The following is a 13,042-nucleotide window of genomic DNA, read 5'->3' as shown; positions in this document are numbered from 1 at the left end:
TCAGTCCTCGTGCCGCGAGCCGTCGTCGAGATACCAGACCAGCTGTGCCTCGTCGAGGATGTCGCCGCCAGAGGTCGTGCTCCATGCGACCCAGTACCCGTCGGACAGCTCGGCGGGGACGACGGTGCCGTCCTCCGTCTCCAGCTCGACGCGCTCGACGTCCGCGCCTGCGAAGCCCGTCAGCACGTGGGCGCCGTCCGTCGAGGTGCCGATCTCCACCGCCGCCACGTCGCGCGCCGGGGCGGCGTCGGCCCTGCCGTTCGTCACGGTCCAGGCCTGGTACGGCGGGTACGCGTCCTGGACGCACATGACGAGCTCGCGCCGGTCGTTCATCATCGCGGTGAGCCCGAGGTCGTCGTAGCGTCGCTCGATCAGCGGTCGGAGGCCGGTGACGTCGGGGCCGTCCGTGCACCGCTGACGACGCTGCTCGGTGAGCGCCGTGGCCGGCTCCCCGTCCTCGGGCCAGGCGCTGTCGAGCGCCAGCGACCGGGCAGTGCCGTCCTCCCGCCAGAGCAGCGAGACGCGGGCGTCGGTCGGCACGCGGTCGCCGGGCATCATGACGGTCCAGCCGGCGCCGTCCCGGACAGTGTCGACGACGAGCAGGGAGCCCGGGGCTCCGGCGTCGCGCGGCGGTTCCACCTGGAGCCGGACGTCCCTGGCCACCGAGCCGACATCTCCCCAGGCGACGTACCAGTCGTCGTCCATGACCCCGCCGAGCGTGACCTCCCCGGTAGACGCCGTGGGCGCGGGATCGGTCCACAGGGTGTTCGTCCTGGTCGAGCCCGCCGCGTCACTCGTGTCCGCGCAGAATCCGGTCAGCTTCTCGGGCGACCGCAGCATCGTCAGGCTCGCCCCGCCGACGGTGTCGTGGGCGAGCGACGACCAAGCCGGGTGGAGGTCGAACCGCTCGGGCAGGGACGCGGTGAGCTGCTCGGCGCACGACGACTCGGGTGACGCCGGCCCGGGAGCGGGTCGCGGTGCCAGCACCAGCCCGACGGCGACGACGCCGACGACGCCGGCCGCGGCGGCGCCGAGCTGCACGCGCCGACGGCGGCGCTCGCGCGCGGTGCGGCCGCGGTCGAGCGGCACGACGAGGTCGTCGTCGACCAGGGGGAGGGGGGCATCACCGTCCGCGGCGTCGCGGCGGGCGCGGGCGTCGTCGAGGTCGAGCACGTGCGCGCCCCCGACGCGTCGGCTGCGGGAGGGGCCGGACCCGTCGCGGTCGCCGTCGAGGGTCTCGTCGAGCACGTCGTCGAGCACCGCGCGGGCGGCGGCGAGCCGCTCGGGGTCGAGGGACGCGGTGGGGGCGAGGCGGGCGAGCCGCTCGTCGATACCGGTGGAGCTGCCTGCGGTGCTCATGCGGACCTCCTGGAGGACGCGGCGGAGCGGAGGGCGGTGGTCGCGGCGGCGGGGGCCGCGCCGGGGGCACCGTCGGCGTGGTCGGCGTCGGCGGCCAGCCGGCGTCGGGCGCGGTGCAGCCGGACGTGGAACGTCGCGGTGCTGCACCCGGCGACGTCGGCCGCGTCGGCGGGGGCGAGGCCGTCCCACGCGACGAGGAGGATCGCCTCCCGCTCGCGCTCGCCGAGGCGGGCGAGGCCGCGCAGCAGGGCGTCGCGCTCGACGGCGAGGGCCTCGGGTGCGGCCTCCGGCAGGGGCGCGGAGGCCGCGAGCGAGGCGAGCTCGTCGTCGAGCGTGCGGCGGCGCCGCGCGGCACGGTGCGCGTTGCGCACGAGGTTGCGGGCCACGACCAGCAGCCACGGCAGCGCCGGGTCGGGGACGTCGTCGAGGCGGCGCCACGCCACGAGGAACGTCTCGGAGAGCACGTCCTGCGCGGTGTCCGGGTCGGTGTGCCGCCACAGGTACGCCTGGACGCGGACGGCGTGCGCGCTCCACAGCGCGGACAGTCGTTCGCGCCGGTCGGCGGCGTCGTCGGGGGTGCTCACACGACGTAGTGTCCCGGCCGGGCGATGACTTACGCGCGAGTTCGGTCATCCGGTGCGAGATCGGTCCGGAGGTGGACCGAGCTCGCACCGGATGACCGATCTCAGGCCGTCAGGCGGGGTGTTCCCCGGGCTTCACGGCGAGCACGGGGCACTCGGCGGTGAGCAGGATGCGCTGCGCGACGGAGCCCATGAGCAGCTTGCCCACGGGGCTGCGGTGCCGCAGCCCGACGACGACGAGCCGGGCGGACAGCTCGGCCGCGACGTCGAGCACCTGCTCCGCGACGTCGCGCCCCATCTCCTGCCGCACGACGTGCGGCAGCCCGGTGCCCCGCAGCCGTTCGGCGAGGTCGGCGAGCCCGGCGGGGGCGGCGAACCGCTCGTCCACCAGGGCGTCGCCGCGGGTGCCGTTGACGACGGCCACGCCGCGCCCGCCCTCGGCGGCCCAGGCGATCGCGTGCTCCAGCGCGGCGGCACCGAACTCGTCGGGCGTCCAGGCCACCACCACCCAGCCGTCGGCGGGGGGCGGGGTCTGCTCCTGCCCCGGGGTCGTGGTCATCGGGCGCTCCCTTCGGTCACGGTCTCGTCGTCCGCCTCCTGCGTGTGCTCCGCCTCCGCGACGATCCGCGACTCCGTCCGCGACCGCCACCGCGACAGCAGCGGCCGGGTCAGCAGGACCAGCGCCAGGACCGCGTAGATGGCGATCGCCAGCGGCTCGCTCCACAGGATGGCGGGGTCGCCGCCGGAGATGGTGAGCGCCTCGCGCAGCTTGGTCTCCATGAGCGGGCCGAGGATGACGCCGAGGATGAGCGGCAGCACGGGGAGTCCGAACCGGCGCATCGCCATGCCGAGCAGGCCGAACACCAGCAGCAGGGCGATGTCGAACGGGTCGAGGTTGGTGGCGTAGGCGCCCAGGCAGGCGAAGAACAGGATGCCCGCGTACAGCTGGGGCCGCGGGATGCGCAGCAGCCGCGCCCACAGCGGTGCCAGCGGCAGGTTGAGCACGAGCAGCAGCAGGTTGCCGACCAGCAGGCTGGCGAGCAGCGTCCACACCATGTCCGCGTGCTCGGTCATGAGCTGCGGGCCGGGCTGGATGCCGTACCCCTGGAGCGCGGACAGCATCACCGACGCCGTCGCGGTCACGGGCAGGCCCAGCGCCAGCATCGGCACGAGCATGCCCGCGGCCGACGCGTTGTTCGCGGCCTCCGGACCGGCGACGCCCTCGATGGCGCCCCGGCCGAACTCGTCCTTGGCGTCCGCCCTCCGGCGGGCGACGCCGCGCTTCGCCAGGCTGCGCTCGGTGACGAACGACAGGAACGTCGGCAGCTCGGCGCCGCCCGCGGGCAGCGCGCCGAACGGGAACCCGTACGCCGTGCCGCGCAGCCAGGGCTTCCAGGACCGGCGCAGGTCCTCGCGACCCAGCCACGGCTGCCCGACCGGCACGACGCGCGCGGGCTTGCGACGCAGGTGCGCCGCGACCCACAGGGCCTCGCCGAGCGCGAAGATGCCGACGGCCACCACCACGATGTCGAGCCGGTCCACGAGCTGCGTGACGCCGAACGTCAGGCGCGGCTGCCCGGTGTTGAGGTCGAGGCCCACCAGGCCGATCGTCAGGCCCACGAACAGCGACATGAGGCCGCGCAGCGGGCTCGCGCCCAGCACCGTCGCCGTCATGACGAGCGCCAGCACCATGAGCGCGAAGTACGACGGCGCGCCGATCTCCACGGCGACGTCCGCCAGCGCCGGCGCGAACATCGCGACCAGGAGCGTGCCGATCGTGCCGGCGACGAACGACCCGACCGCGGCGGTCGCCAACGCCTGCGCGCCCCGCCCGGCCCGCGCCATGAGGTTGCCCTCGAGCGCCGTCATCACGGACGCGGACTCGCCGGGCGTGTTGAGCAGGATCGACGTCGTCGACCCGCCGTACATGCCGCCGTAGTACAGCCCGGCGAACATGATGAACGCCTGCGTGGGCTCCAGCCCGAACGTCACGGGGAGCAGCAGCGCGATCGCCATCGCCGGCCCGATGCCGGGCAGCACGCCGACGAAGGTGCCGAGCAGCACGCCCACCGCGGCGTACAGGAGGTTCATGGGGGTGAGGGCGGCGCCGAGGCCGTCCCACAGCAGTCCGAGGTTCTCCATCAGTCCCGCCCCCTCACAGGATCCCGTCGAGGACGCCGGGCGTGAGCGGGATGCCCAGCCCGACGACGAAGCCGTACCAGCTGGCCACGGCGAGCACGAGGCCCACCAGCACGTCGCGGATCACCGTGCGGCTGCCGAGCGCCCACGCCGACCCGGCGAAGAGGACGGCGCCCGCGAGCGCCCACCCGAGCCAGCTCACGGTGGCGACGGTCAGCAGGATGACTCCGACCAGCTTCAGCACCGTGGGCCAGTCGGCCGGGGTCGTGACGTCGACGTCCTCGCCCGCCTCCGGCTCGGGGCGCGAGCCGCGCGCCGTCGCGACGGCCAGCAGCACGCTCGTCACCGCCAGCCCCGCGCCGATGACGAAGGGGAAGACGCGCGGGCCCACGGGGTCGGCGAACCCGACCTCGAGGGTCGCGGCGTCGTAGACGGTGTAGGCGCCGACGACGAGCAGCACGGCCGACAGCCCGTACTGGGCGGCGTCGACGCGTGGGGTGCCCGGGCCACGTGGATCCTCGCCGGCCGGCCCCGCGTCGGGGGTCTCCACCTCGGTGCTCACAGCAGGTTCAGCTCCTTCAGGGTGGTCGACACCCGCTCGTCCTGCTCGCGCAGGAACCGCTCGAAGTCGTCGCCGGTGGTGAAGGCGTCGGTCCAGCCGTTGTCGGCCAGGGCCTGGTCCCACTCGGGCGAGTCGTGCATGCGGGTGAGGTAGTCGACGAGCCGGTCGCGGGCCTCGTCACTGATGCCGGGCGGGGCGACGACGCCGCGCCAGTTGGTGAAGACGAGGTCGATGCCGGACTCGGTGAGGGTCGGGACGTCGGCGAGGACGTCCCCGGCGACGCGCTCCTCGCCGGAGACGGCGAGCACGCGCAGCTCGCCCGCCTCGATCTGCCCCTCGAACTCGGCCAGGCCGGAGAACCCGACCTGGATCTTGTGCCCCAGCAGGGCGCTGGTCAGCGGGCCGCCGCCGTCGTACGACACGTACCGCAGGTCCTTCGGGTCCACGCCGGTCGCCTTGGCGAGCTGCATGGGGAACAGGTGGTCGGGGCCGCCGGGCGACGACCCGCCGCCCACGACCACGGAGCCCGGGTCGTCCTCCCACGCGGCGACGAGGTCGTCGATGGTCTCGAACGGCGAGTCCGCGGGGACCAGCACCCCCTCCTGCTCCTCGATGAGCTGGGCGATGGGGGTCGCGTCGTGCGGCCGGGCGTCCACGCCGAACGAGTAGGTGGAGCCCACGACGCCGAGCCCGAGCGTCATCAGGAGCCGCTCGTTGCCCGCCTCGCCCATGAGCCGCGACATGGCGACCGAGCCGCCCGCGCCGAGGATGTTGGTGACCTGGATGTCGCCGCCGGTGATGCCGTCGCGGTCCAGGACGCCGACGGCGGCGCGGCCGGTCTGGTCGTAGCCGCCGCCCGGGCTGTTGGGGATCCACATGTCGAGGTCGGTCGAGTCGTCGCCGCGCGTCACTCCGCACGCGGCGGAGACCGCCACGAGGGTCGCGGCGAGGGCGGCGGCGACGGCGGCGCGCACGCCACGTCGTCGGCGGGATGTCGTCGTCGACACCGGGTACTCCAGACTGTCGGTGCTGCGGGGCGGCTGTGCCCCGGGTGAGATCGTCACAGGTACGCGTGGGGCGCGTCATCATTGGGCAACCAAAGGAGGTTGTGGAACTTGCGGTCACGACGCTCGCAGGGCTCCCGGCGCCACCTGACGCTCGGCGGTCAGGTGCTGGCGCTGCAGCTCGCCGTGCTGCTCGTCGTCGTCGCCGCGGCCGCCGTCGTCTTCCTGGGACAGGCCGACGCCGAGTTCCGCGACGACCGCGCGGACCGGCTCGAGGTGGCGGCGGAGGGCCTGGCGGGCATCCCGGCGGTGCAGGCGTCGCTCGCCGCGGACGCGCCCGACACGCAGGCGCTCGCGTTCTACCTGCAGACCCGCGCGGCCTACGTCGACGCCCGCAACGCCTACCTCACCGACCCCGAGGGACGCATCCTCGTCGCCACGGACCCGACCCGCACCGGCGAGCGTCTCGACCTGCCCGACGACGCCGCCACGCGCGCCGGCAGCGGCGACGTCGCCGACGTGGCGGGGAGCTCGATCGCGGCGTGGGTGCCGGTCTACGGCGGCAGCGACCCGGTGCCGGAGCCGCGCGCGCCCGAGCCGGTGGCCGTCGTCGTGCTGGCCGACCCGTACCCGCCGCTGACGGAGCGGCTCTCGGACGCCGGCGGCGACGTGCTCGTGGTGCTGGGCATCGGCACCGCGCTCGCGGCCGCCGGGTCGTGGCTGCTGGCACGCCTGGTGAAGCGGCGCACGCGCGGCCTGGAGCCGGCGCAGATCGCGGCGCTCGCGGACCACCGCGAGGGCGTGCTGCGCTCGATCCGCGAGGGGGTCGTCGTCGTGGGGGACGACGGCGCCGTGAGCCTCATGAGCGACAGCGCCCGCGAGCTGCTCGGCCTCGTCGGGCCGGTCGCAGGGGCGGGCGACGCGCCCGACCCGACGGGCCGCCGCCTGGAGGACCTGGGCCTCGACCCCGCCGTCCTCGACCTGCTGCGCGGCACCGACGAGGTGCACGACGCGGTCCTGGTCGCGGGCGACACGGTGCTGGTGCTCAACCGCCGCCGCGTCCTGCACGACGGCCGCCCGGCCGGCACGGTGACCACGCTGCGCGACCGCACCGAGCTGCTGGCGCTGCAGAGCGAGCTGCACGCGCGCGAGAGCGTCACCGAGACGCTGCGCGCGCAGACGCACGAGTTCAGCAACCAGCTGCACACCGTCTCGGGGCTCATCGAGCTGGGGGAGTACGACGAGGTGGGGCGGTTCGTCGAGCGCCTGACGCGGCGCCGTGCCGACCTGAGCGACGTCGTGACGGCGCGCGTCGCCGACCCGGCGGTGGCGGCGCTGCTCATCGCGAAGGCGACGCTCGCGGACGAGCGGCACGTGGAGCTCGTCGTCGACCCGGGCAGCGCGCTGCCCCGACTGGACCCGGACCTGTCCGCGGACGTGGGGACCGTGCTCGGCAACCTCGTGGACAACGCCGTCGACGCCGCGGCGTGGGCCGCGGGCCCGGACGCGCACGGCGTCGCGGCGCCCGCCATGGTCCGGGTGCGCCTGGCGCTGGACGGGCCCGCGCACGACGTCCTCGTCGAGGTCGCGGACACCGGGCGGGGCGTGCCGCCCGAGCAGGCGGACGAGATCTTCCGGCGCGGGTGGAGCACGAAGCCGCACGGCGCGACCGGCCGGGGCGTGGGCCTCGCCCTGGTGCACGTGCTGGCGCAGCGCCGCGGCGGGAGGGTGACGGTGCACAATGGCGACGCCCGTGCCGGGGAGGGCGGTGCCGTGTTCATCGCCCGGCTGCCGCAGTCGGTCGCGGGCACCGGACGGGCCGACCAGGAGGTGCAGCAGGCGTGAGCCTCGACGTGCTGGTGGTGGAGGACGACTTCATGGTCGCGTCCATCCACCGCCGCTTCGTGGAGCGGGTCCCGGGGTTCCGCGTGGTCGGGGAGGCCCACTCGGGCGCCGACGCGATCGCCGCCGTCGAGGCGCTGCGGCCGGATCTCGTGCTGCTCGACGTGCACCTGCCCGACATGAGCGGCATCGAGGTGCTGCGCCGCCTGCGCGCGGCCGGTCACGACCTGGGCGTCGTCGTCATCACCGCCGCCCGCGAGGCGGACACGGTGCGCGCCGCGGCGGCGGGCGGGGCGGCGCACTACCTCGTCAAGCCGTTCGCGTCCGACGACCTCACGGCGCGCCTCCAGGAGTTCCGCCGCGCGCGGGTCGCGCTCGAAGGGCTCGACGACGACGCCGGCGCGGACATCCAGGCGGACATCGACGCCGTCTTCGCCCGCCCGCCGCAGGCCGCCGCCCCGCGCGAGCCCCTGCCCAAGGGGCTCAGCCAGGAGACCGCCGACGCCGTGCTGGCCGTGCTCGCGGACGGCGCCGAGCTCAGCGCGACCGAGTGCGCCGACGCCGTCGGCGTCAGCCGGGTCAGCGCCCGCCGCTACCTGGAGCACTTCGCGACGACGGGGCGCGCCGCGGTGCGCCTCAACTACGGCACCGCGGGGCGCCCCGAGCGCCGCTACCGGCTGCGCTGAGCCGGCAGCGGCGCTGCGGACACGGACGTCGGGCCGGGTCAGCCGGCCGCGCTCGGCCCGTACACGGTCACCTCGATGGTGCCGCCGAGGAAGACGTCCACCCGGGAGCACCCGGCCGACTCGTCGGTCACCTCCCTCGTCGGGACCTCGAAGTCGAACGACGCGACCGCCTCGTCGGCGACCGCCCGCGCCTCGTCGGCGGGGAGGCACTCGTCCACCACCCGGCCCCGGAGCGCGCCGATCATCGCGTCCACGTCCGGCGCGGACAGCCTCTGGTACGGGTCCTCCGACGGGCTGACGGTGAGCGTGCGCTCCCCGACGTTGACCTCGAGGTGGGAGCACGACGGCGAGGTCCCGCTCGCGTCCTCCGAGGCGACGGTCCAGTCCTGCAGGCCGAGCCGGTCGATCTCCCCCTGGGCCCAGGTGGCGCCCTCGGCGACGGAGCGGCACTCGCTCCAGCCGCCGTCGACCGGGTCGACGACGCTCTGCTGCAGCTCGACGACGCCGGTGCCCACCGCCTGGGACCCCTCCAGGCGCTGCACGCCCTCGGGCACCTGGCCGGCGGGGGCCACGACCGTCTGGCCGTCCCACGCGAAGGCGACGGGGTCCTCGATCGGGGGCAGCCCGGCCTCGGCGAGCAGCGTGGTGCAGTCGGCGTACGGGTCGCCGGTGATCCACGAGCCGGCGGCGTCGACGTCCAGCCCTTCGGCGGTGTCCGCGGTCCAGGCGTGGACGCAGGTGACGCCCTCGCCGCTGGAGCCCTGGAACGCCTGGATCGCCGCGTAGGCCACGCCGCCCCCGGTGAGGACGGCGGCCAGGCCGAGCGCCACCGCGCCGCGGCGCCCGAGGCGGCGTCGCCGGGGGAGCGGGTCGCCGGCGGTGGGCAGGGCGGGCGCGGTCGCGCCGTCGGTGCTCGTCATGGTGATCTCCTCGCGCAGGGCGGCGAACGCCGCCTCGTCCACGGCGTCGAGTCGGGCCCGGCGGGCCGGGTCCGCGGCGCTCAGCCGCTTCATCAGGTCGCTCATCACGCCTCCTCGGTTCCGGGGCGGGCAGGTGCCCACCCGCTGATCACCTGTCCGGCCGGGACGGTGCGTTGCGCGGCCCGGTCGGTGCGTCGCACGCCGGGGACGCCGTCCGCCGCGGCGAGCGCGGCCAGCTGGTCGGCCAGCCGCCGTCGGGCGCGGTGCAGCCGGACGCGCACCGCGGCGCGGGAGACGCCGAGCACCATCGCGATCTCGTCCCGCGCGAGCTGCTCCCACGCGACGAGGCGCAGCAGCTCCCGGTCCTCGTCGCCGAGGCGCGCGAGGGCCTGCTCGACGTCGCTGACGTCGTCGTCGGACGGAGGCGGCACGGCCTCGACGACCTCGGCCCGCAGGCGGTCCGCCAGGGCGGTGCGGCGCCTGGTCCCGCGGTGGTGGTTCGCGAGGACGCGGCGCGCCACGCCGAACATCCACGGGCGCGCGTCCGGGCCGGCGGGGACGTCCTCGATGCGCCGCCATGCGACGAGGAACGCCTCGGCGACGACGTCGGCGGCGTCCGCGGGGTCGGCGACGCGTCGCACCGCGTAGGCGAGCAGCGGGCGGTGCGTGGCCTCGAAGAGCGCGGTGAAGCGCGCCTCGTGGTCCGGCGGTTCGCGGGTGGGCATGGGCGGTCCTTCCGACCGGGGGACGGTGACGACCGGGACATGTCCACGTCCGGCCCGAGCGTTGCAGGGCGGCCGGGGCGGCGCTACCGGTCCCCGCCGCCGGCGCCCAGCACCCGCGCCGTGATCCGGGGCAGCGCGTCCGCCAGCACGGCGGGCCGCGGCGTCCGGGTGACGAGCGTGACCCGCACGGCCCCCGGCACCGGGGACGGCACGACGCGGTCGCCGGGCGCGGCGTACCAGCGGGCGGTGAGCTCGGGCACGAGGGCCGGGCACCCCAGCTCGCGCGCGATGCGGAGCGTGGCCTCCGTGGTGGGGCCGCGGCGCGGGACGGCGCCCAGGGCCGACAGCCGCCGGTGCGTGGTCTCGCCGGCCAGGTCGATGAGGCTGTACACGACCGTGCGCCCCGCGAACGGCCGGCGCCCCGCGGCGAGCGGCGCCACGCCGGCGGGCAGCACGACCACCCGTGGCGACTCGCCCAGCGGGGTGCGCTGCAGGCCGCGCGGCACCACGATCTGCTCCGCGACGGTGACGATCGCGGCGTCCAGGGAGCCCTCGTGCACCTGCCGCACCAGGGTCGGGCCGTGGTCCACCTCCGGCAGGACCGTGACGTCGGGCAGCTCGAGCTCGACGGCGGTGAGCACCATCGGGCTGAGGGCCTGGATGGTGCCGACCGACAGGGTCGGCGCGGCGACGGCGGCGAGCACCTGGTCGGGCAGGTCGTCCAGGTCGGCCAGGAGCCGCGCGGCCAGGCGCGCGAGCTCGCGCCCGGCCGGGGTGGGCCGGGCGCCGGTGGTGTCGCGGTCGAACAGCGGCGTGCCGAGGCGGCGCTCCAGGGCGGACAGGCGGCGGCTCGCGGACGGCTGCGCGACGAGCAGCTCGCGCGCCGCGGCGCCCACGGAGCCGTGCCGCGCGACCGCCTCGGCGAGCAGCAGGTCGTCCACAGTCAGACGGGAGGTCATGCCTCCAGCGTATGAGCGAGGCGCCCGCGCCGCCGTCTACCGGCGGCGGCCGCCGGTGCGGAGGATCGAGGCATGCGACGTCCCCTGCTGATCCTCACCGCGATCACGTTCCTCACCTGGGTGGGGGCGCGGATCACCGCCGTCGCGCTGCCGCTCGTCGCGCTCGCCGAGACGGGGGAGGCGTGGGCCACGGGCCTCGTGGGCGGCATGTCGGGGCTGCCGCTGCTGACGGTCGGCTGGTGGGGCCGCGGCCTGCGCGAGCGGCTGGTGTCCGGCCGGGCGCTCGCCGTCGTCATGCTCGTGCAGGCCGCGGGGCTCGCGATCGTGCCGCTCGCGGCGCTCGTCGGCCAGGTGGGCGCGGTCAGCCTGTGCGCGTCCGGCCTCGTGACCGGCGTCGCCGGCGCGCTGCTCGGGCCGGCCGAGCGCGCGCTCGTCGCCGACCTCGCGGACGTCGGACGGCACGGTGGCGGGGCAGGAGGGGCGGGCGCGTCCGCCGCCCGCTGGCTCGCGTGGCAGGACCTCGCCCATCGCGTGTCGATGATCTTCGCGCCGCCGCTCGGCGCGTGGCTGGTCGTGGCATGGGGCGCGGAGCCGCTGCTGTGGTGCCAGGCCGCCGTGGTGCTGGCGGCCGCGGCGGCGATGCTCAGGGTTCCGCGGGCGGACGGCCGCGCGCCGGCGCGGGGCGAGGAGGAGCCGACGGCGGTGCTCGCCGTCCTGCGCGCGCACCCGCAGGTCGCGGTGGGGATCGCCGCGGCGGGCGTCGGCGGGCTGTGCTGGTTCGGCTTCAGCCTCGGGCTGGCGGTCCTCGGCGTGGAGCACGGGATGCCCGGCGCGCTGATCGCGGCCGGGATGAGCGGCTACGGGGCGACGTCGGTCGCCGCGTCTCTGGCGGCGCCGCTGCTCGTCGACCGGCTGCCGCGCCTCGCGACGGCGGTCGGCACGTGGGCCGTGCTCGGCCTGTCGTTCGCGGCGCTCCCCGCGGTGGTGCCGAGCGTGGTGGGCGTCGCCCTCGTGTCCGCCGTCGGCGGGCTGGCGACGCCGTTCGGGATCGCCGCGCTCAACGCGCTGATCAGCGAGCGCACCTCCGGGGCGGAGCGGCGCGCGGCGTTCACGGCGGAGACCGTGCTGCACTCGGGCGGCGCCTCGCTCGGGCTCCTCGTGGGCGGCGCGGTCATCGGCGTGGTGGGCGCGGGTCCGGTGCTCGTCGTCGTCGGCGGGGTGCAGGTCCTCGCCGGCGGCCTCGGGTTGCTGGCGGCCCGGTACGTCGGCGCCCGCGGTCGGACGCCGGCCGCCACGCCGGCCGCCGCCGTCAGCGGCTGAGCGGCGCCGCGTCGGGCCCGGGGCCGTCGAAGGCCTCCCGGGCCGCCTCGACGTCGGGCAGGACGGACGCGGACCAGGCCAGCAGGGCGTCCACGAGGTCCTGGAGCGTGCTGCCGAGCCCCGAGACGCGGTACTCGACGGCGACCGGGCGGGAGCTGAGGAGCCGTCGCTCGACCATGCCGTTGCGCTCGAGCCGCCGCAGCGTCGCGGTGAGCGACTTCTGGGTCACGGCGGGGATGCTGCGGCGCAGCTCGTTGAACCGCTGGGGCCGCTCGCAGAGCGACTCGAGCACCTGCAGCGACCACTTGTCGAGCACCTGGTCGAGCAGCTCACGGTGGGCAGGGGCCAGGGCCGGGGCGGTCTCGTTCACGACACCTAGTCTCGTTGAAGTGGCCTGAGGAGACCAGGTAGACACGGGATACCTGATCGCCCCACCGGAAGGACGTCCTGTGACCGTCGACCTGCGCACCCCGCCCGGCATGCTCCACCCCGTCCCGTACCACCACGTCGCGATCGGCGTGGGCTCCCGGCACGTGCACGTCGCCGGGCAGGTCGGCCGCGACGCCGACGGGTCGCCGTCGGCCGTCGGCGACCTCTCCGGCCAGGTCGCCCGGGCGCTGCGCCACACCGCCCGGGGGCTGGCCGGCGCCGGAGCGGGGTTCGGCGACGTGGTCCGCCTGCGCTTCCTCGTCGTCGGCTGGCGGCCGGAGAGGTACGGCGACCTCGTGGCGGGGATCGAGGAGGTCGTCGAGGAGCTCGGCATCCCGCAGCCGTGGCCGCCCGCCACGCTCGTCGGCGTGGAGAGCCTGTTCGAGCCGGACGTGCTCGTCGAGATCGAGGCCGACGCCGTGCTCGACTGAGGGTCGGCGGGTACCGGCCGGGTGCCGGCCGGGTGCCGCGGACGCGCCAGGCCGTCGGTGGCGGCGCGGGATGAAACCCTGGGGG

General features: G+C 76.2%; 14 protein-coding genes. 4 read left to right on the top strand and 10 right to left on the bottom strand.

Translation table 11 applies throughout. From position 1 onward, the window contains the following. From ACFQ8Y_RS08715 to ACFQ8Y_RS08690, 6 genes are all read right to left on the bottom strand, one after another. Window positions 1-1,359 (bottom strand): hypothetical protein, encoded by a 1,359-nt coding sequence (locus tag ACFQ8Y_RS08715; protein ID WP_430585219.1) that lies wholly within the window; start codon window positions 1,357-1,359, stop codon window positions 1-3. Next, entirely contained in the window at window positions 1,356-1,943 is a 588-nt protein-coding gene (locus ACFQ8Y_RS08710; protein WP_430551436.1) for an RNA polymerase sigma factor, read from the bottom strand. The genes ACFQ8Y_RS08715 and ACFQ8Y_RS08710 overlap by 4 nt, the downstream gene beginning before the upstream one ends. 109 nt (window positions 1,944-2,052) lie before the next feature. Further along, on the bottom strand, window positions 2,053-2,499 hold the full coding sequence (locus tag ACFQ8Y_RS08705; protein WP_430585218.1) for a universal stress protein: 447 nt from the start codon (window positions 2,497-2,499) through the stop codon (window positions 2,053-2,055). Then, window positions 2,496-4,082, bottom strand: a complete 1,587-nt coding sequence (locus ACFQ8Y_RS08700; protein WP_430563357.1) for a tripartite tricarboxylate transporter permease — start codon at window positions 4,080-4,082, stop codon at window positions 2,496-2,498. The genes ACFQ8Y_RS08705 and ACFQ8Y_RS08700 overlap by 4 nt, the downstream gene beginning before the upstream one ends. 13 nt (window positions 4,083-4,095) lie before the next feature. Further along, the gene (locus ACFQ8Y_RS08695; RefSeq protein WP_430585217.1) at window positions 4,096-4,641 is read right to left on the bottom strand and encodes a tripartite tricarboxylate transporter TctB family protein; all 546 of its coding nucleotides are present in this window, start codon (window positions 4,639-4,641) and stop codon (window positions 4,096-4,098) included. After that, window positions 4,638-5,615, bottom strand: coding sequence for a Bug family tripartite tricarboxylate transporter substrate binding protein (locus ACFQ8Y_RS08690; RefSeq protein WP_430585216.1), 978 nt, complete (start codon window positions 5,613-5,615; stop codon window positions 4,638-4,640). Before ACFQ8Y_RS08690 ends, ACFQ8Y_RS08695 begins: the two co-directional genes overlap by 4 nt. Window positions 5,616-5,756: 141 nt before the next feature. Here ACFQ8Y_RS08690 and ACFQ8Y_RS08685 point away from each other — a divergent pair, with 141 nt between their 5' ends. After that, complete coding sequence (locus ACFQ8Y_RS08685) at window positions 5,757-7,490, top strand: sensor histidine kinase (protein WP_430551431.1); 1,734 nt, start codon at window positions 5,757-5,759, stop codon at window positions 7,488-7,490. Further along, window positions 7,487-8,173 carry a response regulator gene (locus ACFQ8Y_RS08680; RefSeq protein WP_430551430.1) on the top strand — a complete coding sequence of 229 codons (687 nt, stop codon included), beginning with the start codon at window positions 7,487-7,489 and terminating at the stop codon, window positions 8,171-8,173. The genes ACFQ8Y_RS08685 and ACFQ8Y_RS08680 overlap by 4 nt, the downstream gene beginning before the upstream one ends. 38 nt (window positions 8,174-8,211) lie before the next feature. Here the strand turns inward: ACFQ8Y_RS08680 and ACFQ8Y_RS08675 are convergent, their stop codons facing one another. The 3 genes from ACFQ8Y_RS08675 to ACFQ8Y_RS08665 form a co-directional block, all read right to left on the bottom strand. Then, window positions 8,212-9,198: a hypothetical protein gene (locus ACFQ8Y_RS08675; protein ID WP_430585215.1), complete on the bottom strand. Its 987-nt coding sequence runs from the start codon at window positions 9,196-9,198 to the stop codon at window positions 8,212-8,214. Then, window positions 9,198-9,818: an RNA polymerase sigma factor gene (locus ACFQ8Y_RS08670; RefSeq protein WP_430563352.1), complete on the bottom strand. Its 621-nt coding sequence runs from the start codon at window positions 9,816-9,818 to the stop codon at window positions 9,198-9,200. Before ACFQ8Y_RS08670 ends, ACFQ8Y_RS08675 begins: the two co-directional genes overlap by 1 nt. 83 nt (window positions 9,819-9,901) lie before the next feature. Beyond that, entirely contained in the window at window positions 9,902-10,777 is an 876-nt protein-coding gene (locus tag ACFQ8Y_RS08665; RefSeq protein ID WP_430563351.1) for a LysR family transcriptional regulator, read from the bottom strand. A gap of 72 nt (window positions 10,778-10,849) precedes the next feature. On the opposite strand from ACFQ8Y_RS08665, the gene ACFQ8Y_RS08660 reads away from it, so the two are divergent. Further along, window positions 10,850-12,097, top strand: coding sequence for an MFS transporter (locus tag ACFQ8Y_RS08660; RefSeq protein WP_430585214.1), 1,248 nt, complete (start codon window positions 10,850-10,852; stop codon window positions 12,095-12,097). Here the strand turns inward: ACFQ8Y_RS08660 and ACFQ8Y_RS08655 are convergent. Continuing rightward, entirely contained in the window at window positions 12,087-12,467 is a 381-nt protein-coding gene (locus tag ACFQ8Y_RS08655; protein WP_430563349.1) for a winged helix-turn-helix transcriptional regulator, read from the bottom strand. The two genes, ACFQ8Y_RS08660 and ACFQ8Y_RS08655, sit on opposite strands and share 11 nt — an antisense overlap. Before the next feature lie 79 nt (window positions 12,468-12,546). Between ACFQ8Y_RS08655 and ACFQ8Y_RS08650 the strand changes: the two genes are divergently transcribed. Further along, entirely contained in the window at window positions 12,547-12,957 is a 411-nt protein-coding gene (locus tag ACFQ8Y_RS08650; RefSeq protein WP_430551424.1) for a RidA family protein, read from the top strand. Window positions 12,958-13,042 lie beyond the last annotated feature (85 nt).

This window comes from Isoptericola sp. NPDC056605 (assembly GCF_042792795.1).
Classification (GTDB): Bacteria; Actinomycetota; Actinomycetes; order Actinomycetales; family Cellulomonadaceae; genus Isoptericola.
The sequence above is the reverse complement of the archived record's forward strand: the minus strand, read 5'-3'. Positions and strand labels throughout refer to the sequence as shown.